This window comes from Fluctibacter corallii (assembly GCF_025751585.1).
GTDB lineage: Bacteria > Pseudomonadota > Gammaproteobacteria > Enterobacterales > Alteromonadaceae > Fluctibacter_A > Fluctibacter_A corallii.
Map to the genome: position 1 here is coordinate 152,034 of NZ_JAOWKX010000005.1, position 24,007 is coordinate 176,040.

The following is a 24,007-nucleotide window of genomic DNA, read 5'->3' on the forward strand; positions in this document are numbered from 1 at the left end:
GCGCGTTACCAAGATACATGCGGTTAGTTATACCGTTGTATCGGCAATCGCATTTTCATGATTAAGACTACGAGCCAGAACAAAAAAGTAGTCAGACAATCGGTTTATGTAACTTAGTGTGAGTGCAGGAACATCATGGTCATTTGCCAAGTTCACTAACTCTCGTTCGGCACGACGAGCAATGGTGCGACACACATGCGCTTGTGCAGCTTGCTGGCAGCCACCTGGCAAAATAAAATGGGTTTGTGGCGGCAGTGTGTCTGACAGTACATCAATTTGATTTTCTAACATCGCCAAATCATTGTCCGTTAACGCAGACGTAGCAGATATTGCAAATCCTATTTGGAACAAATTTCGTTGTATTTGCTCAAGTTGTGCGTCGAATTTGCTAGGAGACAATAAGCTAACTAGCAAACCGATATGGGCGTTTAGTTCATCTAAGCAACCGTAACAATGCAATATCGGATCTGCCTTAGATTTACGTTTAGCATCGCCAATATAAACTTGGGTTTCCCCCTGATCACCTTTTTTCGTATATATTTTCACGGTGGATACTCACTCTATTCTACGTTGTTACTTGTTAACTGATCTTCTGGTTGAGGGGGCGTGTGGCGACGAATTTGTACCACCATGCCAAAAAGTGGGTGGTCAAAATAATGAATTTGTTTACTGATCACTCTACGCAATTGTTTAAACTCATAGCTCTTGAGTAAATCTGGCTCGACTGGCGTGTCGCTATTGTTTATTTTGTTGAGGTTATCGTCGCTAATTACAGGAACGCGGTAGGCCATTTCACTGTCGATATGTAAATACGGTACATTGCGAATTCGTCGTAAGAATACCTTAATAAACCCATCTAGTTGCCATAATTCGTTAAGTTGTACGCCACGCTCATCGTCGGGTTTTTCCACTTGGTTGAGCATGGCTAATATTGTGTTATGGTCAATATCTTGGTTGTTGTCGAGCTGCGCGTTTAATGTGTCAAACAAATCTGATGAAATTGCTGTTGGTTGGTTGTCATCTTCAATTAATTGTTCGTTGTCTAAACTGATAAATTGCCCAGTAGAATCAAATCGTTTGGCAAAATTTTCTCCTGCAATCAGCCGAAGTGCAGGGGCCTTGCTTTGCCCGAATGGAACATGCTGTCTCCAGCCTAGGTGAAGAAGTTCTGACACATTCCGTTGTCTATTGATATCCCGAGCTAGGCGTTTTAATTTTAATGCTTTAGCAGGGATAAGGTAGGGGGCGCCGCTAAAGGGCTTTGCAATACCATCCACAATTTTAGGTACGCTTGATGCGAAGGATGACACTGCGTTTGGTTTTTGATTCGGCCATGCGAACACTTCGTTATCAAACTTACAATACAATGAATTGGGTAACACGACAGACTTTATCGGCTGTGGTGCCAATGCATTGTGCTTGTTGTTGACGTGTACTTGGTTATGGCTAGCGTTTGAAGCCATCTTAACTGCATCTACGATACCGAGTAAGTAAAGATCTAAATCTGTCATCGGCGTGTCGGATGATTGCCAAGCTTTATTTGACCAAAGTGCATCGAGTGTCACGTGGCGTGCAGCAATATCATGATGAAAACTAAAATCAGAAATAAAGGAAAACGCTGGCTCATCTGCATAACACACAGGGATGCCTTCGATTAGCGTAGTGATATCAGGGTTGAGAAACTGTCCTATCAAATCGAAATCCGCTGAATATCGCTGGTAATTAGGCGTAAATTGTTCGTTTACCAACTCAGGCGTGATGTCTCTCTTAAACATGATAACTTCAATTTCAAACCACCAATCTTGGCTCATGACGGGCGAACTAGCCATAACCGAGAAGGTAAAAAGGCTGAGCAGCAGCTTTTGTTTCACATTGTGTTTTCTCATAAGTCTTAGTAAGTGTTTCAAGCTGCTTTTACCTGTTGCGCGAAGTCACTTAACAGTGATTCGACAAATGCTATTCTGGACTCGGCTGATTCCGTGGTTTTCATGAAACGAATTTTCTGGGGACCTTCGAGTCTGAAAACATTGGGCTTAGACTGAATAAGTTGAATGATATATCCAGGATCCACATGAGGCTGTTCAATAAACTCAATTGCGCCACCAGCTTGGCTTGCGTCTACTTTCATGATTCCGGCTTTTTCTGCATGCAATTTCATTTCTGAAATTTTCATTAGATTTTTTGCCTGAGGAGGAAGCAATCCAAATCGATCAATTAACTCAACTTGCAGTTCTTTGATTTCATTCGTATTTTTGCAGCTAGCGAGCTTTTTGTACAGAGAAAGACGTGTATTGACATCGTTAATATAATCTTCGGGAAACAAAGCTGGCACACGCAATTCAATGTCGGTTTGATTCATTAATGCACCATCAAGGGAGGGTTCCTTTCCAGCTTTTAGTGCATCGACGGCTCTTTCAAGCATATCCATATAAAGTGAAAAGCCAACGGTGGCTATTTGTCCTGATTGATCGTCACCCAATAGTTCTCCAGCGCCTCGAATTTCTAAATCGTGGGTCGCTAGCGCAAAACCTGCACCTAAATCTTCCAGTGACGCAATCGCTTCTAGGCGTTTTTGTGCATCTCGCGTCATGCGTTTAGGGTGAGGTGTCAACAAATAAGCATAAGCTTGGTGGTGTGAACGACCTACACGACCACGCAGTTGATGCAACTGTGCCAATCCTAAATGGTCAGCTCTATCCATGATGATAGTATTTGCTGTGGGCACATCTATACCTGTTTCAACAATGGTGGTACAAACCAAAACGTTAAAGCGTTGGTGATAGAAATCACTCATGACTTTTTCAAGTTCACGCTCACGCATTTGCCCATGACCAATGCCAATTCTGGCTTCTGGGACTATCTCTGCAATATCGGCAGCGGTTTTCTCAATTGTGTCGACTTCATTATGCAGGAAGTACACTTGTCCGCCTCGCAAAATTTCACGCATAATGGCTTCACGAATCATTTCTTTATCGCGCTGGCGTACAAATGTTTTAATCGCTAATCGTTTTGCGGGTGGCGTAGCAATAATCGACAAATCTCGCATGCCACTCAGAGCCATATTCAGTGTTCTTGGTATCGGTGTAGCCGTTAATGTAAGAATATCGACGTCTGCACGCAACGCTTTGAACTTTTCTTTTTGGCGCACACCAAATCGATGTTCTTCATCGATGATAACTAAGCCGAGATCGCTAAATTTTACGTCGTCCTGTAACAGTTTATGCGTGCCTACTACAATGTCTACTTTGCCCTCAGCAATGCCTTCAATTACTGCCTTTTGGGCTTTTCCTCCGACAAAGCGCGACATGACTTCAATTTTAAATGGCCAGTCGGCAAAGCGATCTTTAAAGTTTTCGTAATGTTGCTGTGCAAGGAGTGTCGTGGGGACAAGTATCGCTACTTGTTTGCCTTCATTGGCGGCTAAAAAGGCCGCTCGCATGGCCACCTCAGTTTTACCGAAGCCAACGTCTCCACAAACGAGTCTGTCCATCGCATTTGGGCTGCCCATATCGTGTATGACGGCATTGATAGCTTGGGCTTGATCATCGGTTTCTTCAAAGGGAAAGCTGTCGGCAAAACGTTGGTACTCTTCCCAGTTAATAGGATAAGCGTAGCCAGGTTTAGCAGCGCGTCTGGCGTAGACATCGAGCAATTGTGCAGCCACGTCACGTACCTTTTCAGCGGCTTTTTTCTTCGCTTTACTCCATGCATCGCTGCCAAGACTGTGTAGCGGCGCGCTGTCTAAATCGCCACCGCTATAACGACTGATCATGTGCAGTGCTGAAACAGGCACATAAAGCTTTGCTTCTTTGGCATACTCAATCGTCAGGTACTCTGTCGCCACCCCGCCAGCATCCAGTGTTTGCAAGCCGAGGTAACGCCCTACACCATGCTCAAGGTGAACAACTGGCTGGCCTACCGACAACTCGGCTAAGTTTTTGATAACCGCATGTTCATCGGTTGCTTGACGTTTTTCTCGCAACCGACGTTGACTAATTTTGTGGCCGAGTAACTCTGCTTCGGTGATAAATGCCAGTTTGCCATCGGGTTCATCTAGCAAGAAACTATGCTCGACAAGAGAAACGGTTATTCCTATGGGCTCGTGACTGGCCATAAAGTCAGATAGCCGTTCAAATATTTTGATGCGAATGTCTGCTTTTTTGAGAATATCCATTAGGCTTTCGCGACGGCCTTGCGATTCTGCGCTAAACAAAATTTTTCTGCCGTCATTGACCCATTGATTTACTTGTTCTTTCAAACTGGCCCAAGGCACCTTGCTTTGGTGTTTAATCGCAATATTCTCGACTTTTTCTGCTCGAAAATTGACATACCCCGCTTTGTCTTCCAATGGTGCATGTTGAATAACAATACGAGGCCATTTTTTTAGGTGACCAAAAAGCTCTTCGTAGCGAAGAAACAATTCGGCTGGTGCGAGAATCGGCCTTTCTGTGTCGTAGCGGTATTGTTCGTAGCGTTCATTGGCGTCAGCCCAGAAAAATTCGCTGGCAGAAGAAAGATCACCGTGTAGTACGACACGTGTATTCTCATGAAGGTAATCAAATAACGTAGAGGTTTGCTCAAAAAACAAGGGTAAATAATACTCAATGCCCCCAGGCATCAGGCCTTTCCCTACATCATGGTAGATGACGTTTTTCGCAGTAACATTATCAAACCGTGATAGAAACCGTTGTTTGAATTGCGCGATGGCGTCTTTGTCTGTTGGGAATTCTCTGGCTGGTAACAGGTTTATCCCGTCAACTTTGTCACTTGAGCGTTGAGTCTCAGGATCAAAGATACGAATGGTATCAATTTCGTTGTCGAACAAGTCGATACGATAGGGGTGATGACTTCCCATCGGGAATAGATCGATAATACTGCCTCGAACAGAGAACTCGCCGTGCCCCATTACTTGATTCACATGCGTATAGCCTGCGCGCTCCAATTTGCTGCGAAAGTCATCAATGTCAAGTTGCTCTGACACATGTAAAATTAACAGATATTTACCAAGGTAATCTACTGGTGCCATTCTAAGCATGAGTGTATTGATTGGCACAATGACGACGCTGTTGGCTTGTTGTGTCAGTTTATAGAGTGTTTCTAAACGTTGGGAAACAATGTCTTGATGAGGTGAAAATTTATCGTAGGGCAACGTTTCCCAGTCAGGTAACAGAGTAATGGGTAGCGCTTCACCTTTTAGAAAATAATTTAGTTCTTTCTCTAACTTTAATGCAGATGGCGTATCGGCAGTGACAAGTAATAATGCGCCATCTAGTGCTTTTGCTGCACTCGCGATGGCAAGCGCCAGTGCGCTTCCACGTAAATTGCCCCAATAGTTTACATCGCCAGGTTTACTTGGGAGAGAAGGTGAAAATATAGTTTGCTTCATTACTCAGCTTCGTTTTTCTGTTGTTTGGCGCGAGCGCGTAATTGTAAAGTTTGAAGGTGCAGACTCGCTCGCACAATTAAGTCTTGGTCTTGTTCCCGAATGCGCGTGAATAGTAGTGCTATATGATATTGGTCGTCAGCTTCTTTGCAATCTATCACTTCTGCATACGTAAAAACCGCAGATGCTTCATCAGTAAGAAAGAGTTTCAACTCAGCCTTTTGGCCTATGGAGAGCGGTTTGTCACTTACTATCGTTAGACCGCCACCACCGAATGAAATCGTTTTATATCGATTGTCTTCATGGTCTTGTTGTTGAAGAATAAACGACATGATTAAGTCTATTTTTCTAGATTGATGATTGAGAAACTCAACCAGTTCAGCGGCATGTTCGCCTAATCGCCTCAGTGGTCGCAGTGCTCGGCTTTCGATTTCAGACATTTCACTGGCAATTCGAAATGCATAGGGCATATTTTCTGTCAATTCATCGACAGGTGGGAACTCAAACGCGTCAGACAGGCAAACAAGATTCACACTGATTGAGTGTTGAATAGAAAAAAATTCGTCAAACTGGGCTTGTTTTTGCGCCAGATCTAAATTGCTCATGTCCTCTCCGAATTACTGCTTATTCGCAGGATGGTGTTTTTGCTTGAAAAGCAGGCAAAAGGCATCCTGTTTTAGTTCCCACACTATTGTTGGGGCTTGGTATGCCATAATCAACATTTTTAACACTTCTGCTTGTTCGCAGCAACGCTAACACGTAATATGCCATGCAATTCAAAACTTTAGTATGGCAGACTATTTTACACGTAAATCGACATTCTTTGTGAGTGCGTATTTTATATTTAGTGTAGCCAACGCCATTTAGCCAAAGCCTGAGGTACGTGCACGCAGTACCGTAGGGGTTTAATACAGACGACACTCGATACCATGTTTCAACCTGCGTTTGCTTTTGTTGGGCTCAGATATGCAAGAACGACAAAGCGAAATCATTTTATTTCATTTATCAATCTTTTTTCGGTTGTAGGGATAGCCTTGGGGCTGGTTGCCTTGATTACCATGTCTTCGGTGATGAATGGGTTCCAAACCCAATTGAAAAACCGTGTGCTAGGTATCACGCCGCATATTGTGGTGAACGCTCCAGTAGATGGAGAATTAACGAAAGTGTTACAACAAAGCGCTAGTGTTATTGCAAGCTCTCCCTTTAGCGAATCTGAAGGCGTACTGCAATCTGCGAAAGACTTACAAGGTGTGATGATTCATGGTGTGATACCTGACGATATGCTATTGCACAGCGCTGCGGCACAAGCGATGTTGGCGGGGGAATTTACTCAACTCAAAGCAGGGGAATTTGGCCTTATTATTGGGCGTGCATTGGCCATTCGGTTAAACATTAGTCTTGGCGAACGAGTGAGGGTGATTTCGGCATCTACGGCGGTATTTTCGCCTTTTGGTCAAATGTATAGCCAGCGCGTATTTCGTGTTGTTGGCATGTTTGACATTGGTTCAGAGCTGGATGACAAAGTCGTTTATACGCATCTTCATGACGCAGCCAAACTACAACGGGTGAAACCAGAAGCGATGGCATCTACCCGGTTGTTTCTGGATGATGCGTTTAACTATTTACAGGTGATCGACCTGCTTGATGGTGCTGAACTGAGCTATGACACTTGGCGTGCGAGGCAGGGGCCGCTGTTTGATGCGGTAAAAATGGAAAAGAACATGATGGTCCTCATGTTGGTTCTAATTATTGCGGTTGCGGCGTTTAACATTGTGTCTGCTCTTGTGATGCTGGTGAAGGAAAAGCAGGGCGATATTGCGATTTTGCGCACGCAAGGGATGGAAGATAAAGGCGTGTTTCTCGTGTTTATTTTAAGCGGTTTATACAATGGCGTAAAAGGCACCATTGTTGGATTACTTGGTGGCCTACTGGTTGTATTTTCACTGAATCCTTTACTGTCTTTACTTAATGTACCTATTATGTTGGGAGAGCATGGTCAGCATCTTCCTGTCGATTTACGCCTGTCTCAGGTGGTAGTGCTGGTGGGGCTGTCTTTGCTGTTATCGTTCCTGGCGACGCTTTACCCTGCATACAGAGCGTTAAAATCAGAGCCAGCAAATGCATTGCAGTATGAATAGTCGCCAATAATGGGTGGGAATTCGTTCGCTTAATGAAAATAGTGTGAAATTTCAGACATATGTTGACGATAATTTGGCTATAATAGCCGTTTATTATTTCAAATTTTGTCGATAAACGGTTTGTACTCCGTAAATGTTTAGTTTAATGGGGTGAGAAATCACATCGAACATGCTGGGTAAGAGGTAATCCAATGGAAAAAACATTCATCACCGCACAGCAGTTACTAGAAGACTCGTTTCGTCTTGCTGCTAAGGTTTATGAAAGTGGTTTTCGTCCACATTTTATCGTAGGTATTTGGCGCGGTGGCGCACCAATCGGTATCGCGGTACAGGAGTATTTTGACTTTAAAGAAGTGGAAACTGATCACATTGCAGTGCGTACCTCTTCATACTACGGTATCGACCAGCAATCAAAAGAAATCAAAGTGCATGGCCTGCATTATTTGATTGAGAATGCAAACGAAGAAGACAGTCTGTTAATTGTTGATGACGTGTTCGACTCAGGTCGCAGTGTAGAGGCGCTTATTAAGCAAATTAAGAAGCTGTCGCGTCGAAATATGCCTCATGATGTTCGTATCGCGTGTCCGTGGTATAAGCCACAAAATAACAAAACAGATATTGTGCCGGATTACTTTGTGCATGAGAGTGAAGAGTGGTTAGTTTTCCCTCATGAAATTTCGGGGTTGACGCCTGACGAAATTATTAATGGAAAAACAGATCTTGCCAATGTAAGAGATTTGCTGACCAAGTAAACGTTGTCACGTTTTTATATCCAAACAAAGCGCTTCATGTAGGAGCGCTTTTTTGATTCAACGCCACACAAAGCGTATCTCAGACTGATCACTTATCCTTCAGCTTTCCCCTTAACGGGGTATTGCCGCTTGGCGGCATACTTTTTGAATACTTTTCCTTGAAATTTACCAGAATGATTTTTTCTTAAGGCCGTTTTTTATATTTAAGTAGCCTAGAAGGCACGATATGTCGGTGCTGACAGAAAAATTCAAAAATTGGCATTTATATGTCAACCAAACTCTATGCTGTGCGTTTTTACATAAGCATAGGGAAATTTTACAACGATAAAGGAGCGTCTCTATGCAACAAGTGGCTGTTTTATATCGCATGGTAACGGATGAGCATGTGTGTCCGTTTGGCATTAAGTCTAAACACTTATTAGAGGAACAGGGTTACGACGTTGAGGATCATCACTTAACCAACCGTGAAGAAACGGACAGGTTCAAAGAAAAACACGACGTTAAGACAACACCGCAAACCTTTATCAATGATCAAAGAGTCGGTGGGTATGATGAATTACGTCAGCACTTTGGTAAGCAGACAGAGCAAGAAAAGGTGTCGCGGTATAGGCCGGTTTTAGTAGTTTTCGCTATTGCGTTTTTATTGAGTGTTGGCTCTCAGTTGGCGTTTATGAGCGGCCTGTCTTTTGAAAAAACAGTCTTTATGTTTGTTGGTTTTACTATGACGTTGTTGGCGCTACAGAAATTACAAGACGTAGTGTCTTTCAGTAATCAATTTCTGGGCTACGATTTATTGGCGCAACGTTATGTCCCTTATGCGTACGTCTATCCCTATGCTGAAGCATATACGGGCATCGGTATGATATCGGGCTTACCAGCATGGAGTGTAGCCCCCATTGGATTGTTTATCGGAATGATTGGCGCGATTTCGGTGTTCAAGGCGGTGTACGTCGATAAACGGGAACTGAAATGTGCGTGTGTTGGAGGCAATAGTGATGTTCCGCTTGGGTTCATTTCATTGTCTGAAAATCTATTCATGGTTGGGGCAGCCGTGTACATGTTATGGAAATGGATGTGAATTTGGGTGGCGAAAAATTGATCAGGGTCAATGCCTGTTGTTAAAAGCTGCTGAATAATGACAATAACAAACATTGGGAGCGAGAGAATGCAATTTTCAGAATTTGTGAGTTTTTTTGGATGGATGACAGTGGTTAACTACGCCATTTTATGCCTATGGTTGGCTATTTTTGGTGGTGCAAAACAACACTTATTCTTCTTACATACCCGTTTTTTTCGCCTTACTGAACAACAATTTGACCTCATTCATTACTGCGGAATGGGTTTATACAAGTTGCTGATTATTGCATTTTCTCTTACGCCATTTTTAGTGATGAACTCATTGTTTTAATGAGGGAGTTCATCACAGTACGTGACTTAATCGATTGTCATTAATAATCATTTATCTTGCAAATAAAACTTATCGTAAAAAGTATACACCCATGTAGGCTTATAGATAATGAGTAACGTCATGGTCATACCGTTAAGCATTGCCTCTGGAAACAACATCAATGGAATAAGAATTAAGAAGTTGTCTTTCACGGTGTTCCAATCGTGAAATCCGTCGACAAAATAATAGCCACCCAGCAGTGCCATTTTTAGTGCAATAAGGATGGCTCCTGGGAAAAATGCACAAATGAATACATAAACAAAAAAGTGACGTGGCAATTTGTGAAATGATAGGTTGTAAATGAGGTAGCTGACGCTCAACGGAATGAGTGCACCCAATACGCCATTGATGCCAAACATCGCCCAATTTTCCAACCCAGCAATGGTTACACCCAACAAGCTTATAAAACTGCATACAATGGCCCATCGCAAACCAAGTATCAGTGACAAAGCAGCAAGCCATAAAAAATGCACATTTAGCCCGTCATAAATACCTGCACGGAACATCCACAAGATAAATACACTGGCAGCACACCCAAATACTAGATGCTGGAGTTTTTTGTCTTCTACAAGCTGTTTTAAATCAAGATGACGAACGGTGAAAAACAGGCTGGCGATATACGCCAGCAAGCCAATTATTTGTAAGGTAGTCAACGCAATTCCTTATTGCTGTTGGTAAACGGCCCATATCGGTGCATGGTCTGACGGTTTTTCTATGCCGCGCAATTCATAATCGATCCCCACTTCGCTGAGGGATTGATGCAGTGAAGGGGTGGCTAGAATTACATCAATGCGTAATCCACGATTGTCGTCGAAGCCTTTTGAACGATAGTCAAACCAGCTGAACTGATCGTTCACATCGGGGTTCATGCTTCGAAAACTATCTTCAAACCCCCAGTTCATTAACTTGGTCAACCACTCACGCTCTTCTGGCAAGAAGCTACATTTTCCTGTTTTTAACCAGCGCTTGCGGTTGGCTTCACCGATGCCAATATCTAAATCGGTAGGGGAGATATTGATATCGCCCATGACGACGACATGTTCTTCTGGCGTATGGTAGTCATCTAAATAGGTCATTAAATCTTGATAGAATTTACGTTTAGCAGGGTACTTAGTTTCATGCGCCTGATTTTCACCCTGTGGGAAGTACCCATTCAATATCCGCACACTCTCCCCATTGGGTGCTTCATAGGTCACCATAATCATACGACGCTGCGCGTCTTCATCATCTGTTGGGAAGCCATATTGAACGGCTGTAGGCGCGTTTTTACAGAGCATCGCGACACCGTAATGCCCTTTTTGGCCGTGATGATACACGTGGTAGCCCATTTTTTGCACGTCTTCGAGAGGGAACATCGGGTTATCGACTTTAATTTCTTGAAGCCCAATCACGTCAGGCTGATGTTTCTCAATAAGCGCTTGAAGTTGGTGAAGCCTTGCGCGTATTCCATTGATATTAAAAGAAATAATCTTCATAACATACGATTGCTTTGTGTCATTTTTATATTGGGAAGAATACTACCAGAAATATTCATGTAGCAGAACCCGTTACCCTTATCCATAAGGGGTAGGAATGTGTCGCTGTGTATGCATTGGTGGCCGCGAATAGCCCTTTTTATTAATTGGCGGCAAGGTGATGTCGGGATAATGCACGTGAGAGTAGGGAACTTGAGATAAAATATGGCTAAGGCAGTTTAGTCTGGCTGCGCGCTTATTTTCTGCGTCTACCACAAACCAAGGAGAAGACTCGGTATCTGTATGCTCAAACATAGCATCTTTGGCTTTAGAGTATTCTACCCAGCGGCTGCGCGCGTATACATCCATATCTGAAAATTTCCAGCGTTTTAAGGGATTACTTAGTCTTGCTTGAAAGCGTTTCTCCTGCTCTTCGTCTGACACTGAGAACCAATACTTGATTAGCAAAATACCCTCTCGAATTAGCATATTTTCAAACATAGGGCAGTCTTGTAAAAAGTTGTGGTACTGCTTGTCTGTGCAAAAGCCCATAACGCGTTCTACGCCAGCGCGGTTATACCAACTGCGATCGAATAATACGATTTCTCCCGCGCTCGGCAGATGGGCGACATAGCGTTGAAAGTACCATTGGGATTGTTCTGTGTCTGATGGCTTTGTTAATGCAGCAACCCGCACAATTCTTGGATTTAAATGGCTCGTTAGCATTTTTATCATGCCGCCTTTGCCCGCTGTATCACGCCCTTCAAATACGATAACCACACGCTGGCGCTCCTTAGCCACCCACTGTTGTAATTGCACCATTTCATGCATGAGAGCGTACAAACACTTTTCGTATTCTTTCTTTTTCATGGTATCTCCCTGAGCCTAACATACTTAACGCTGACACAGACCTTTTCATCAGGCAACATTTATTACAGTATAGAGAATAAGCAAATGTGTTATTTAATATTCGATTAACGAGATTGCGTCATTAAGTATTTGATTAAGTACATTAAAAATCAGAGACTTTGTTACAATCGAGCCACAAATCGGCGGGAAAAATACGTGCTTCACTTAATTCAATCAAACAACATGACGGTACTCGCAGCACACCTTGTGCAGCACATATGTAGCCAAAAAGACGGTGCTTTTTCTGTGTTTCGCCCAGACACCGTCTTAGTGCAAAGCCCAGGGATGGCGCAATGGTTGAAATTGTTTATTGCCGAGCATGTCGGAATTGCTGCAAACTTAGCTTTTCCGCTGCCATCAAGCTATATCTGGCAACTTTATCGAGATCATATTTCTGATTTGCCTGAGCAAAGTGCCTATACCAAACCCAATTTAACGTGGAAATTGATGGCAATATTGCCGAAGTATATTCATTTGCCAGAATTTGCATCGGTCAAATCGTATTTGGTCCCATCTGCAACTTTAGAACAGCGTGAGAAACAAAACGGCAATCAGGATGAACTTAACCTTCGGTGGTTCCAGTTGTGCCATAAAATAGCCGACGTCTTCGATCAATATTTGGTGTACCGGCCAGAATGGATAATGGCGTGGGAGGAGCATGATGATCTCTTAGATGAAGTTGATGTGTCGCTGCACCCGTGGCAGCCCATTTTGTGGCGTGCTTTGCAAGAATATACACGGGTATTGGGTGAGTCTGGTTATCACCGAGCAAATTTGCACACCACACTCATTGAGCAATTGCACACCACATCAGATGTACAGGCGTCAGAAGGTGAAAATCACCCAAACTCTCAACCACAGCCGCCATTGTACGTGTTTGGTATATCCGCGTTGCCCCAACAACAGCTCGAACTCTTAACGGTGTTAGGACAAACCCGCGATGTCTATATATTTTGGTTAAATCCAAGTTGTCATTATTGGGGAGATATCGTTGACACCAAAACGTTAGCGAAGATGGCACTGAAAGACCGCCACAACGGAGATAAATACCGCGATGTTGGCAACCCTTTATTGGCGTCATGGGGAAAACTAGGACGTGATTACCAAGACATGCTTTTGCAGCTTGATGTGCTCCAGCATGACGCATTTGTAGACTTTCCCGAATCACATAATTTGACCTTGCTTCAACATATCCAACGAGAAATCTATGAGTTAACGCATCGTGGTTCGCCTTCGCCGTTGGCTGCCGATGAATTGTTATCTAATGGCCGAACTTTCCCTAAGTTGCCAATTTCTGCTACTGATAATTCGCTGCAGATAGCCGTGTGCCATTCTAAGGTGCGTGAATTGGAGGTGTTAAAAGACAAACTACTACACGCATTCGAAACAGACCCGTCACTACAACCCGGCGATGTGATTGTTATGATGCCTGATGTCGCGGCATATGCGCCTTTTATTGATGGCATATTTACGGACAAATCTGATGTGACGATTCCATACGGTATCTCTGACCGCAGCGCTGCCGACGCATCGCCATTGGTGAAGAGTTTTTTGCAGGTTATGGCGTTACACACCAGTCGCTTCAGCCTGTCTGATGTGTTGTCTTTGTTAGATGTACCTGCGGTACGTCGTAAATTTACCATTTCAGATAATGAGTTTGAAAAGATAAAATTGTGGCTAAACGAAGCGGGTGTTAGGTGGGGGTGGAATGCGACCGATAAAATTCGCTGGGGATTACCGCCATCTCACCAGAATACATGGGCATTTGGCTTAGAACGGCTATTAAGTGGATTTGCGCAAACAGATCATCATGTCTTGTTTGCGTCGGGTAGAAACATGTTGCCGTACGGCGAAGTGGAAGGCCAAGACTCAATGGCTGTTGGCAAGCTGTATTGTTTTTGTGAGAACCTACAAACGGCGTTGAATTACTGCCAGACTGACGCGCCCTTGGCAGATAAAGTAGCAGGGGCACATGCATTGTTAGATAGCCTTTATGACGTTGATGAGATTGAACAGCTTGAGATCAATCATTTACGTCAGGTAACCGAATCGCTTCTTGCACACAGTGCTCAATACCGGGGTGATATTAGCCAAGATATTTTTCTTTATGAAGTCACGCAACGATTGCAGGAAAAAGGCGTAGGGCAGCGCTTTTTAGCGGGGAGCGTTAACTTTTGTACATTGATGCCAATGCGGTCTATTCCCTTTAAACGCGTGTGTATATTGGGCTTAAATGATGAAGATTATCCGAGACAAAATGCGCCGCTTGGCTTTGACTTAATGCGCCACGCTGTGTCACGTCGTGGTGACCGATCTCGTAAACATGATGATCGATATTTATTGTTAGAAGCGTTGTTGTCAGCAGAAGAGCAACTTTACTTGAGTTATCAAGGTTTCAGCGAGCGCGACAACAGTGAAAAAGTGCCTTCCATTTTACTGAGCGAACTAATTGAATACTGTCAGCAAACCTTTTGTATTGAAGGTTCAACCGATGTGGAGGCCGAAAAAACAACCAGGATGTTAACTGAACATCTGATGTCGTATTTTCCGCTACAGCCGTTTTCACCATCAAATTATTTGTCGAATTCAGGCAATGGCGTGAGTTATCAAGCACGGTGGTTTGATGTAGCCGCATCGTCATTTGTCGCTGAAAAGCCGTTTCATCAGCCGCTCACCGCTGAAACACCAGACATTGATGAGCTACAAATTGAAGATTTAATCCGCTTTTTCACCAATCCAGCCCGCTATTTCTTCCGACAGCGTTGGGGAACAAGTTTATCGATTTATACCCAGACACTCGAGGATGAGGAGCCTTTTTCTCTCGAGCCTCTGACACGTTTTCAATTGAGTGAAGCGCTGATAACTGCAAATGAGCCTGATCAATTTGACAGCATCGTTGCTAGCGGTGTGTTGCCTGCTGGGCAAGCATCGCAGATTCACTTTGACGGATTGCAGCGCCGACTCGCACCAATTAAAGAAGCATTATTGGATTTCCGTAATAATCAGCCATTAAGGGCACACGTAGATTTTCCAGCGCTTCTTGAAGGGATCAGTGTGAGCGGCACCATCGATCATATTTACGACGGTAAGTTGATTCGATGGCGAACAGGAAAAGTACGCGGCAAAGATAAGTTGGCATTGTATATTGAATGGCTAACATTGTGTGCCCTTGAGGACTCCCCAACTGTGCTTAAAGAGGCAATATTTATCGGCGAAAAAGCGCATTTTACGCTGCCTCTGTTTGAGCAGCCCGATGCGCTGGCTCGATTGTCGAACTTGTGTTCTTTATGGCAACAAGGATTGCATCAACCTTTGTTCTTTTTCCCTGAATCTGCATTTGCTTGGCTTAAACATAAAGACGAATCAAAAGCGATAGCAGCATTTAAAGGCAATGACTTTGCTAAAGGCGATGTCTCTGACCCACATATTGCGAGACTGTGTCCAGACTTGACGCAACATTTTGATACGTTTACTCGCGTGTCAGAATCTGTTCTCGCGGGTTTGGAGGAGTGGATCTGATGCAGCAGCTTAACAGTGTGACATTCCCATTGACTGGCCCGTCACTCATCGAGGCTAGCGCGGGAACAGGTAAAACCTACACGATCGTTAATTTGTATTTGCGCTTGTTGCTCGGAGACGGTTGTGAGCCTCATGACATTGAAAATATTCTTGTTGTTACCTTTACAAAGGCGGCGACAGCTGAATTGAGAGAGCGTATCCGAGCGCGTTTACATGATGCCTATATGGCGTTTTATGCTGACAAATTGGATAACGTTAATGACGAGGTGCTACACCATTTAATTCACCACTGCCAAGATAAAGGCATGGCATTACGTCGACTTAACCTCGCGATACGGCAAATGGACGAGGCGGCGGTGTTTACCATTCATAGTTTCTGTCAACGTATGCTATCTGAGCACGCATTTGAAAGTGGTGCGAACTATGACGTGGATATGGTCATGGATGAAAGTCAGTGGGTTGAATTAGCGGTGAATGACTATTGGCGACGAGAGATTGCACCGCAAGATACTCACTGGATTGAAATGGTGATGTCGGTGTTTAATTCGCCCGATCAGTTACGCCAGACATTACGGCCTTTGTTATACCGATCAGTTCGTATTGATGATGCACACGATGTGATGCAACTAGAGCACAATGTCAAAGAGTATGTGCACGCAGTGAAGCGATTTAAGCTGTGGTGGCTTAATGCGAATTTATCTGCCAAATTGCTAGAGGCCGGGCTGAAGAAAAATCATTCAGTAGGTAAAGCCGCTTTTCATGAAAAAATTCTGGCGTTCTGCCAATCAGATGACATCGTGCCTCAATTTTCCAGCGCGCCCAGCTGGGAATCCATTACATCTGACAAAATACAAAAAGCGCTACCAAAAACTCTCGACAAACCATTAGATATTGATTTTACCGTGATTGATGATCTTCATCTAACGTTAACGAGTATACAACGTGCATTAAAGCCTTCAATTATTGCGCATGCGCAACATGCGGTATCGCAGTTATTGGCAGACATCAAACAACGATTGTCACTGATTGCACCTGATGACTTGTTACGGGTTTTACATGACGCATTGCGCCATCCTCAAACAGGTAAAAAACTGGCAGAGGCAATTCGCCAAAGTTATCCGGCTGCATTGATAGATGAATTCCAAGACACCGATGCCATACAGTTTTCAATTTTTGAATCATTATATTTGTCTCTGCAATCGGGTTCGCCTCAAGACAATGACAATCATCGCCTGATTAACGAGATACCTGTCGATGCGCCTAATATGACGTCGCCGTGTTGTTTCATTATGATTGGCGATCCGAAACAAGCAATCTATGCGTTTCGTGGTGCAGATATTTTTACTTATATTCAAGCGAAACGCTGTTTAAGTGAAGAGCGACTATTTACTCTGACAAAGAATTACCGCACGCAATCGTCATTAGTACATAGCGTCAACCACATCTTTGCAAGGCAAAAAAATGCGTTCATGATGGACGCAGATATTCCATTTATGCCAGTACAAGCGCATCAATCTGAGACTGCAATCACCATCGGTAATAAAAGACTGAATGCGCTAACATTTCGCCATTTAAGAAGTGACACAGATAAACCGCTCAGTTGGTCTGAAGCGAGTGTGATAATGGCGACAGATGCAGCATTGCAAGTGAAAGAGTTACTCACACTCAATGCTATGGTGGCAGAGCGAGCGATACGCGCTGGTGATTGCTGTATGCTAGTTCGAGATAGGCAAGAAGCGACATTGCTCCGAACGGCGCTGCGTCAACAGGGTATTGATAGTGTATTTCAAGTGCGCCAGAGCGTGTTTAGTTCAACGGTTGCTCGGGATCTCTATTTGTTGCTGCATGCCATTGCAAATCCAGCAGAAGAGCAAGCACTTAGGGCAGTATTTTGTAGTAGTTTGTTTGTCATGGATGCCGCAGAAATAGACGCGTTATTTTCAGACGAAAAGCGGTGGCAGGCGGTGTTAGACCAATGTTATAGCTGGCAAAAGAGCTGGCTACGATATGGCATAATGCATACGGTGATGCAGGTTTGTGAGCAGTTTGATGTCTTTAGGCGAAATGTGATGCACTTTGAAGATGGTCAGCGACGGGTTACGGATTTACGCCATGTTACTGAATTATTGCAAGAGCAGCATGCCAAAACGCCATCGATGTCTCAGGTTCTTCACTGGTTCAGTGAGCATTTGCATGAGCCTGATGATAATCATGAAGCTCAGCAAATCCGTTTAGAAACAGACGAAAACCTTGTTCAAATCGTGACGATGCACAGCGCCAAAGGGTTGGAGTATCCTGTCGTATTTATTCCTTTTGCTTGTCGCGCAAGAGAAGCGAATAACGCGTTATATCACGATGCAAATCATGCTTTGCGTGCAGATTTAAACAATCAGGAAGCACGTTTAGCTTTGGCAGAATCTGAGCGTCTAGCAGAGGATATTCGCCTTTTGTATGTTGCTCTGACTCGCGCTGTGTATCATTGCAGTGTCGGAATCTGGAATCCGGGCGACAGGAAAAAGCAATCTGTGTTCACGCGCTCGGCGTTAGGCGCGCTGTTAATTCAAGAGCACTGTGCCATGAATGACACAGATAACGTTGACGATGGGGTGTTGGCAAAGGCGATTATGGCTTTGGTAGAGGCGAAGTCTTCTAATACAATGGATCTTAGCGATACGGCTTACCATCAGATCGATCCTAGCGCTATGGCACAAGCTCCACATGTGACTGCCCGCAATGATAAAGGGTCAGATAAGTCGGCACTGGCGTTATCAACCGTCACCAGACACAATCTGCAAACGTGGCGATTAGCCAGCTATTCGAGTATTTCTAAACAGCGACAAGAGATTGAACATCATACTTTACTGCCTGGTCGAGACGAAGGGGAGAGGGATATTGAGCCGCAAAAGCCAAGTGTAGATATTGACGCGTTACCTACGCGGTTTGCCTTTGAAAAGGGAGCGCAAGCGGGCTCTTTTTTACACGGCGTTTTAGAGCATTGCACTTTTAATTCGCTGGATAACTTGCCAGACATTGTGGCGCAACAAAGCCAATGGTTTGGCATTGATGAAGAGTGGCACATTAAATTAGTAGATTGGATCACAGAGGTACTTAATACGCCTTTGACGGGCGCGCTCTGTGATGCCAAATTGAGCGATTTGCCTGCTACACATATTTTACCTGAAATGGAATTTCACCTTCCTATGAAGCAGGTAAAAGAAGCGCAGTTTAATCACATTCTTAATCAATTTATGCCCGGAAAAGCGAAGTATTACCGTTTCCAAGAAATCAATGGCATGTTGAAGGGGTTTATTGATTTAACGTTTTGCCATCAAAATCAATACTACGTTGCAGACTACAAATCGAATCACCTAGGCTACCATTTTGACGATTACACACAAGACAACCTCGAAGCGGCAATGGATGATCATGATTACCACCTTCAGGCGATTCTGTATTCTTTGGCTATGCATCGTTGGTTGAGGCGTAAATTGGTAAATTATGATTACGATACGCATTTCGGCGGGGCCTATTATTTGTTTTTACGAGGAATGAGTGAGGCACAGCAAGGCCGCGGCGTGTATTTTTCTCGTCCAGAAAAGGCATTTATAGACGCATTAGATGCCCTGTTTGACGGCGAATATCGCCCTCAATCTTCCGAGCAGGAGCAAATGTCATTATGGTAAAAGACGGTTTACGAAAATTACTTGAAATGGGTATTGTATCTGAACGTGATTATGCGTTTGGTTGCTTTTTGAACGACCATGAGTCGGGGCATGCAGCGTTAATCGCCTACATCGGTTGCTATTTGAGTCAGCGCTTGTCTCAGCAAGATACGTGTATTGATGCGACTGAAATACGTCAGCCATTTTTGCCTGTATTCACGTTTCCAGATCCAGATATATTGTTGCTGAAATTAGCGGAATGTCACCTTGTTGCATTTGGGCCTAGCAACGAGGTGCTCGACAAACCTATTGTCGTAGACAACGGCAAGTTATATTTGCAACGATATTGGTTTTATGAAAAGCAATTAGCTAGCCAATTACTCGAACGTGCAGGGCAGAGACGAAATATTGACTCAACACTAGCGAAATCGGTGATCAAAACCTTATTTTCTGAGACAGCTGGTACGGAAGACATCGACTGGCAACAAATTGCAGTGGCACTAGCGGCAAGCAAGCGTTTAAGTTTTATTACTGGCGGGCCAGGAACGGGGAAAACAACAACGGTAGCGAAGCTGCTGGCGTTACTTCAGTCGTTGGCGCGTGCGCAAGGGCAACCCTGTCGAATTAAATTGGTTGCACCTACGGGTAAAGCCGCCGCGCGACTAAGTGAATCGCTGGAACAGGCTAAAACACGATTGCCTGACGCATTTGCTGCACATTTGCCTACGCAATGTAGTACCGTGCACCGGCTTTTAAAAGTGATACCTAATCGAACCCAATTTAAGCATAACATCCGTCACCCCCTTGCCCTTGATGTATTGGTGGTAGATGAAGCGTCTATGATTGATTTGCCATTAATGTCTAAGTTATTTGATGCGTTACCTCAGCATGCTCAAGTCATTATGTTGGGTGATAAAGAGCAGCTCGCATCCGTAGAAGCGGGCAGCGTCCTTGCTGATATTTGTGATGCGGGGTTGCAGCAAGAGAGCGTGACTTATTCTGCAGAGATGTGCGAAAGCATTGCATCGCTTACGGATATTTACCTAACGCCGCAACGTATTTCTCATGCTGTAGTGCCCCCACACGAGCCTACCCAAACAACGTACAGTGGAATATCAGACAACGTGGTCATGCTACAAAAAAGCCATCGTTTCTCTGCTGATAGCAGCATTGGTCACCTTGCCTTGTCTATAAAAAACGGCAATATCAATGGGGCAATGCAAGTGTTGAAGTCAGAACAACATGACACAGTGCAGTTAAAAGCAAATCAATCCCCACAAGATGTGGTAAACGACATCGCGAAGCACGTTGATGCGTACTTTAATGCCGTGCTCAATGGCGATATTCAACTCGCGTTCGCGTGTTTGCAGGCACAGCAGATATTGTGCGCTCAGCGTAACGGTGAATGGGGCGTTGAGCAAATGAACGCGCGAATTGAAGCCGCTTTGTTCCGCTTAGGTAGAATTGATCTGACGTTTGACTATTACGTTGGGCGGCCAATTATGCTGAGTGAAAATGATCATGCGCTAAAATTGTTTAATGGAGACATTGGTATTGTGTTTCCTGACAGTGATAACCCTGAATTAAACAAGGTGTATTTTCCCGATGGTAAAGGCGGAGTGAGAGGGATTTTACCGGGGCGATTGCCCGCCCATGAAACCACATTTGCTATGACCGTTCACAAAAGCCAAGGATCGGAATTTCAGCGCGTATTATTATGCTTGCCAAATGCGAAGCAAGGCGCGACTAAAGGACTAAACCGTGAGTTGCTATATACTGCATTGACGCGCGCTAAACAGCACTTTACGGTATTTGGAACGCAAGACGAGATTGCAACTTGTATTCATACTCGATGTCAACGCAGTTCCGGCTTGGCCTCAAGGTTGATAGCATCTTAACCTGATTTGTATAGCGTGACGAATAAGCAAGTTAGCTGACAGAGCAATAGTTGAACGCTACAAGAGGGCCGTTACATTGAAAAAAGGGTAAACGCGCAGTCAAATTAATGGGGTGAGAGATGGGGAAAAAGCCTGTAGAATCCCCCGCCTTACATTAAAGAACACAGAAACGAGAAAGAATATGCAAACAGACGGTCAAACAACGTTGTCGCCAGACACTTTTGTAGAAGTGAGCAATATGCAGCCAGAGGCACGCTTTGACTACATGATGGAAACCTTAATTAAACAAGGCGAGCTTTGGGGATTATTTGGCAAAAATGGTTGGCTTATGCTTAAAGCCGATGATGATGAATGCTTACCAATCTGGCCTCACAGTGAGTTTGCTAAAGCGTGGGAAAAAAATGACTTTCCTGATTGCGAGCCTAAGCGTATTTCGTTACAAGAATTTCAAAATAAATGGTTGCCGGGCATGAAGCAGGTAAACCATCTCGTGTTGGCATTTCCACTGAGTGAAGACGAAGAAGGCATTGTTTTGGATGCAGACGAAATGGCGGAATGCATTCAGGATGAGAGAGACGCTCAAGGTTAATGCCGGTGTCGGATTCCGCTGATAAAGCTGGTTTACTCGGCGCGGTTGGGCTGGGCGATATCAAGGCAAAATGTGTTATCTATATCGCTAACCAACCCATTGGTAGCGGATTCGAATCACCGGATGGGGTGATGGCACTGTCGAGTGGCGATATTGCAGATATTGGTACCGCATGCGGTAATGGCTGGCGTAAGGTGTTTAACGTGATGGCGAAACTCCTTTTTGCAGCCCGCTTTAACGGTTGTGATACGCGTTATGGTTCTTGGCAGAAGTACCGTGATAACGAGATGCTACACAGCGAATCTGGCATTGCTTTGGTGTTTTCACCACCTCAAAAAAATGAGGCAAAATTACAGATTGTGATGGGTAAACACTATGCAATTTCATTGGCGTTTCCACAAAACTGGCGATGGCTTGATGCGTATTTTGCTGAGAGTGAGGGTTACCAGATGATAGCGTGCCCGTATTTTGATTATCGCCAGTTAACCAATCAGAAAATTATTGCGTTGGTTTCAATACTTCAAACCTACCATCGCGCACTTTTGCAATCACCCTCGAAGGACTAAACTGCGTCAATGAATACGTTGCGTCAACATTTTCCGATTTTTCAACACATGGATGAGAATGTGCACGGTTACCAATGGGTCTACCTCGATAGCAGTGCCACTACACAAAAGCCTCAAAACGTCATACAAGCGGTAAATCAGTTTTATTTATCGGGCAATGCCAATGTGCATCGCGCCAGCCATGACGTAGCGAGAAAAAGCACAGAAGCTTATGAACAAGCTAGGAAGCGAGTGGCCGCATTTTTGCGCGCGTCGTCTCACGAAGAAATTGTCTGGACTAAAGGGGCGACAGAAGGGATGAATCTGATTGCCAGCAGTATTACGTCTGACATGCTCAACGGTGGTAAGCGTATTCTAATATCAGCGACTGAGCATCACGCTAATATCGTGCCTTGGCAGCGATTAGCTGAACGATTTGGAATGTCGATTGACGTGATACCGGTGGATGAAAAAGGCGTATGGAAGCTTAATGATGGATTGAGTTTGCTTGGCGAGAATACAGCGATTGTGGCGTTAGGGCATGTTTCTAATGCACTGGGAAATATCAATCCAATTTCACCATTTATTGATAAGGCCAAAGAAGTAGGCGCACTAACCATCATTGATGGTTGCCAAGCGGTAGCCCACTTTCCCGTTGATGTCACAGCCTTGGATTGCGATTTCTACCTGTTTAGTGGACACAAAGTGTTTGCGCCAATGGGGGTGGGGGTTTTGTATGGAAAGGCAGATGTGCTCAATGCGTTGCAGCCTTACCAAGTTGGCGGTGAGATGATTTTGGATGTCGAGTACACCCACTCGAGCTACAGAGATGCACCTTACAAATTTGAAACAGGCACACCCAATGTGCCGGCTATTTTGGGCCTTGCGGAAGCCATTCAGTTTGTTCAGACCCATTTTGATGAGATTCAACGTGTTGAGTCAGAACTGTATGAGTATTTGCTCGAAAGTATTTCAGCGATAAAGGGGCTTGAACTATGGGGAGACAATACCCGTAGCGTTGGCGTGGTTTCATTTACTTCAAGCACGATAAACAATCAGGATTTAGGGATCCTGTTGAATGAGCAAAATATCGCCTTACGGGTTGGGCATCATTGCGCTATGCCGTTAATGAAAACATTGGGCATTTCTGGAACGCTGCGTATTTCACTAAGTTGCTATAACACCAAAGACGATATTGACCGAGTGATTGCCGCAATATCGCGCGCGTTGTCACATGAAAATGACACCATGACAATGTCTGTCGAAAGCGGAAGCTCAATATCGACAGAGAGTGAAACAACAGATACATCATCTTTTCCTTTGGCAAAAAAAGTATCGACTGCATCGTCTTGGGATGAGAAGTATCGTCAAATCATGTTAGCCGGAAAGCAGCTTGAACGGTTGGGAGAGGACGAAAAATCATCAGACAATGAGGTTCACGGGTGTGAAAGCCGAGTATGGGTTGAAGTACATACTGACCCTGTGGTGGTCATTAAAGCCGATTCTGCTAGTAAAATTATTCGCGGTTTGCTCGCCGTGTTGCTGGAGCCCTTACAACATCAACCCAAAAGCATGGTGATGCAATTTAACCCTCAAGACTACCTATCATCGCTGGGGTTAGAAAAACATATCAGTGAGTCGCGCGGAAACGGGCTTAAACTTGTGATATCTGCTATCAAAGAGAAGTTAGAAGAGTAGGCAAAAGGGATTG

General features: G+C 44.2%; 17 protein-coding genes. 10 read left to right on the plus strand and 7 right to left on the minus strand.

Features of this window, described 5'->3' with window-relative positions:
• Positions 1–27: 27 nt before the first annotated feature.
• The 4 genes from OE749_RS10860 to OE749_RS10875 are packed head-to-tail and all read right to left on the minus strand — an operon-like array spanning position 28 to position 5,988.
• Positions 28–546, minus strand: coding sequence for a cob(I)yrinic acid a,c-diamide adenosyltransferase (locus OE749_RS10860; RefSeq protein ID WP_263712481.1), 519 nt, complete (start codon positions 544–546; stop codon positions 28–30).
• A 14-nt stretch (positions 547–560) separates the two neighbouring features.
• A complete protein-coding gene (locus tag OE749_RS10865) occupies positions 561–1,871 on the minus strand; it encodes a peptidoglycan binding protein CsiV (protein WP_263712482.1) in 1,311 nt (436 codons plus the stop codon).
• 32 nt (positions 1,872–1,903) lie between these two features.
• On the minus strand, positions 1,904–5,386 hold the full coding sequence (gene mfd / locus OE749_RS10870; RefSeq protein ID WP_263712483.1) for a transcription-repair coupling factor: 3,483 nt from the start codon (positions 5,384–5,386) through the stop codon (positions 1,904–1,906).
• Positions 5,386–5,988 carry a PilZ domain-containing protein gene (locus OE749_RS10875; protein WP_263712484.1) on the minus strand — a complete coding sequence of 201 codons (603 nt, stop codon included), beginning with the start codon at positions 5,986–5,988 and terminating at the stop codon, positions 5,386–5,388. The genes mfd and OE749_RS10875 overlap by 1 nt, the downstream gene beginning before the upstream one ends.
• 324 nt (positions 5,989–6,312) lie before the next feature.
• Between OE749_RS10875 and OE749_RS10880 the strand changes: the two genes are divergently transcribed.
• The 4 genes from OE749_RS10880 to OE749_RS10895 all read left to right on the plus strand — a co-directional run bounded on the left by OE749_RS10880 (position 6,313) and on the right by OE749_RS10895 (position 9,681).
• On the plus strand, positions 6,313–7,521 hold the full coding sequence (locus tag OE749_RS10880) for a lipoprotein-releasing ABC transporter permease subunit (RefSeq protein ID WP_263712485.1): 1,209 nt from the start codon (positions 6,313–6,315) through the stop codon (positions 7,519–7,521).
• Between the two features lie 191 nt (positions 7,522–7,712).
• Positions 7,713–8,273 (plus strand): phosphoribosyltransferase, encoded by a 561-nt coding sequence (locus OE749_RS10885; RefSeq protein WP_263712486.1) that lies wholly within the window; start codon positions 7,713–7,715, stop codon positions 8,271–8,273.
• 340 nt (positions 8,274–8,613) lie between these two features.
• On the plus strand, positions 8,614–9,351 hold the full coding sequence (locus OE749_RS10890) for a glutaredoxin (protein WP_263712487.1): 738 nt from the start codon (positions 8,614–8,616) through the stop codon (positions 9,349–9,351).
• 87 nt (positions 9,352–9,438) lie between these two features.
• The gene (locus tag OE749_RS10895; protein ID WP_263712488.1) at positions 9,439–9,681 is read left to right on the plus strand and encodes a DUF6868 family protein; all 243 of its coding nucleotides are present in this window, start codon (positions 9,439–9,441) and stop codon (positions 9,679–9,681) included.
• 47 nt (positions 9,682–9,728) lie between these two features.
• Here the strand turns inward: OE749_RS10895 and OE749_RS10900 are convergent, their stop codons facing one another.
• The 3 genes from OE749_RS10900 to ppk2 form a co-directional block, all read right to left on the minus strand.
• Complete coding sequence (locus tag OE749_RS10900) at positions 9,729–10,373, minus strand: energy-coupling factor ABC transporter permease (protein ID WP_263712489.1); 645 nt, start codon at positions 10,371–10,373, stop codon at positions 9,729–9,731.
• Between the two features lie 9 nt (positions 10,374–10,382).
• Positions 10,383–11,195, minus strand: coding sequence for an exodeoxyribonuclease III (gene xthA, locus OE749_RS10905; protein WP_263712490.1), 813 nt, complete (start codon positions 11,193–11,195; stop codon positions 10,383–10,385).
• A gap of 78 nt (positions 11,196–11,273) precedes the next feature.
• Positions 11,274–12,044: a polyphosphate kinase 2 gene (ppk2, locus tag OE749_RS10910; protein WP_263712491.1), complete on the minus strand. Its 771-nt coding sequence runs from the start codon at positions 12,042–12,044 to the stop codon at positions 11,274–11,276.
• A gap of 195 nt (positions 12,045–12,239) precedes the next feature.
• Between ppk2 and recC the strand changes: the two genes are divergently transcribed.
• From recC to OE749_RS10940, 6 genes are all read left to right on the plus strand, one after another.
• Positions 12,240–15,602 (plus strand): exodeoxyribonuclease V subunit gamma, encoded by a 3,363-nt coding sequence (recC, locus tag OE749_RS10915; RefSeq protein ID WP_263712492.1) that lies wholly within the window; start codon positions 12,240–12,242, stop codon positions 15,600–15,602.
• The gene (recB, locus tag OE749_RS10920; protein ID WP_263712493.1) at positions 15,602–19,285 is read left to right on the plus strand and encodes an exodeoxyribonuclease V subunit beta; all 3,684 of its coding nucleotides are present in this window, start codon (positions 15,602–15,604) and stop codon (positions 19,283–19,285) included. The genes recC and recB overlap by 1 nt, the downstream gene beginning before the upstream one ends.
• Positions 19,279–21,162: an exodeoxyribonuclease V subunit alpha gene (recD, locus tag OE749_RS10925; RefSeq protein ID WP_263712494.1), complete on the plus strand. Its 1,884-nt coding sequence runs from the start codon at positions 19,279–19,281 to the stop codon at positions 21,160–21,162. The genes recB and recD overlap by 7 nt, the downstream gene beginning before the upstream one ends.
• 181 nt (positions 21,163–21,343) lie before the next feature.
• The gene (locus tag OE749_RS10930; RefSeq protein WP_263712495.1) at positions 21,344–21,751 is read left to right on the plus strand and encodes a DUF2750 domain-containing protein; all 408 of its coding nucleotides are present in this window, start codon (positions 21,344–21,346) and stop codon (positions 21,749–21,751) included.
• 5 nt (positions 21,752–21,756) lie between these two features.
• Positions 21,757–22,317, plus strand: a complete 561-nt coding sequence (locus tag OE749_RS10935; protein ID WP_263712496.1) for a DUF6942 family protein — start codon at positions 21,757–21,759, stop codon at positions 22,315–22,317.
• 9 nt (positions 22,318–22,326) lie between these two features.
• Positions 22,327–23,994, plus strand: coding sequence for a SufS family cysteine desulfurase (locus OE749_RS10940; RefSeq protein WP_263712497.1), 1,668 nt, complete (start codon positions 22,327–22,329; stop codon positions 23,992–23,994).
• The last annotated feature ends 13 nt before the right edge of the window (positions 23,995–24,007 follow it).

Excerpts from the sequence above, each read along its gene's own strand:
- OE749_RS10885 (WP_263712486.1), top strand. The coding sequence starts at position 7,713 with ATGGAAAAAACATTCATCACCGCACAGCAGTTACTAGAAGACTCGTTT.
- ppk2 (WP_263712491.1), bottom strand. The coding sequence starts at position 12,044 with ATGAAAAAGAAAGAATACGAAAAGTGTTTGTACGCTCTCATGCATGAA.
- OE749_RS10940 (WP_263712497.1), top strand. The coding sequence starts at position 22,327 with ATGAATACGTTGCGTCAACATTTTCCGATTTTTCAACACATGGATGAG.
- recD (WP_263712494.1), top strand. The coding sequence starts at position 19,279 with ATGGTAAAAGACGGTTTACGAAAATTACTTGAAATGGGTATTGTATCT.
- OE749_RS10890 (WP_263712487.1), top strand. The coding sequence starts at position 8,614 with ATGCAACAAGTGGCTGTTTTATATCGCATGGTAACGGATGAGCATGTG.
- OE749_RS10875 (WP_263712484.1), bottom strand. The coding sequence starts at position 5,988 with ATGAGCAATTTAGATCTGGCGCAAAAACAAGCCCAGTTTGACGAATTT.
- mfd (WP_263712483.1), bottom strand. The coding sequence starts at position 5,386 with ATGAAGCAAACTATATTTTCACCTTCTCTCCCAAGTAAACCTGGCGAT.
- OE749_RS10880 (WP_263712485.1), top strand. The coding sequence starts at position 6,313 with ATGTTTCAACCTGCGTTTGCTTTTGTTGGGCTCAGATATGCAAGAACG.
- OE749_RS10930 (WP_263712495.1), top strand. The coding sequence starts at position 21,344 with ATGCAAACAGACGGTCAAACAACGTTGTCGCCAGACACTTTTGTAGAA.
- xthA (WP_263712490.1), bottom strand. The coding sequence starts at position 11,195 with ATGAAGATTATTTCTTTTAATATCAATGGAATACGCGCAAGGCTTCAC.
- OE749_RS10895 (WP_263712488.1), top strand. The coding sequence starts at position 9,439 with ATGCAATTTTCAGAATTTGTGAGTTTTTTTGGATGGATGACAGTGGTT.
- recB (WP_263712493.1), top strand. The coding sequence starts at position 15,602 with ATGCAGCAGCTTAACAGTGTGACATTCCCATTGACTGGCCCGTCACTC.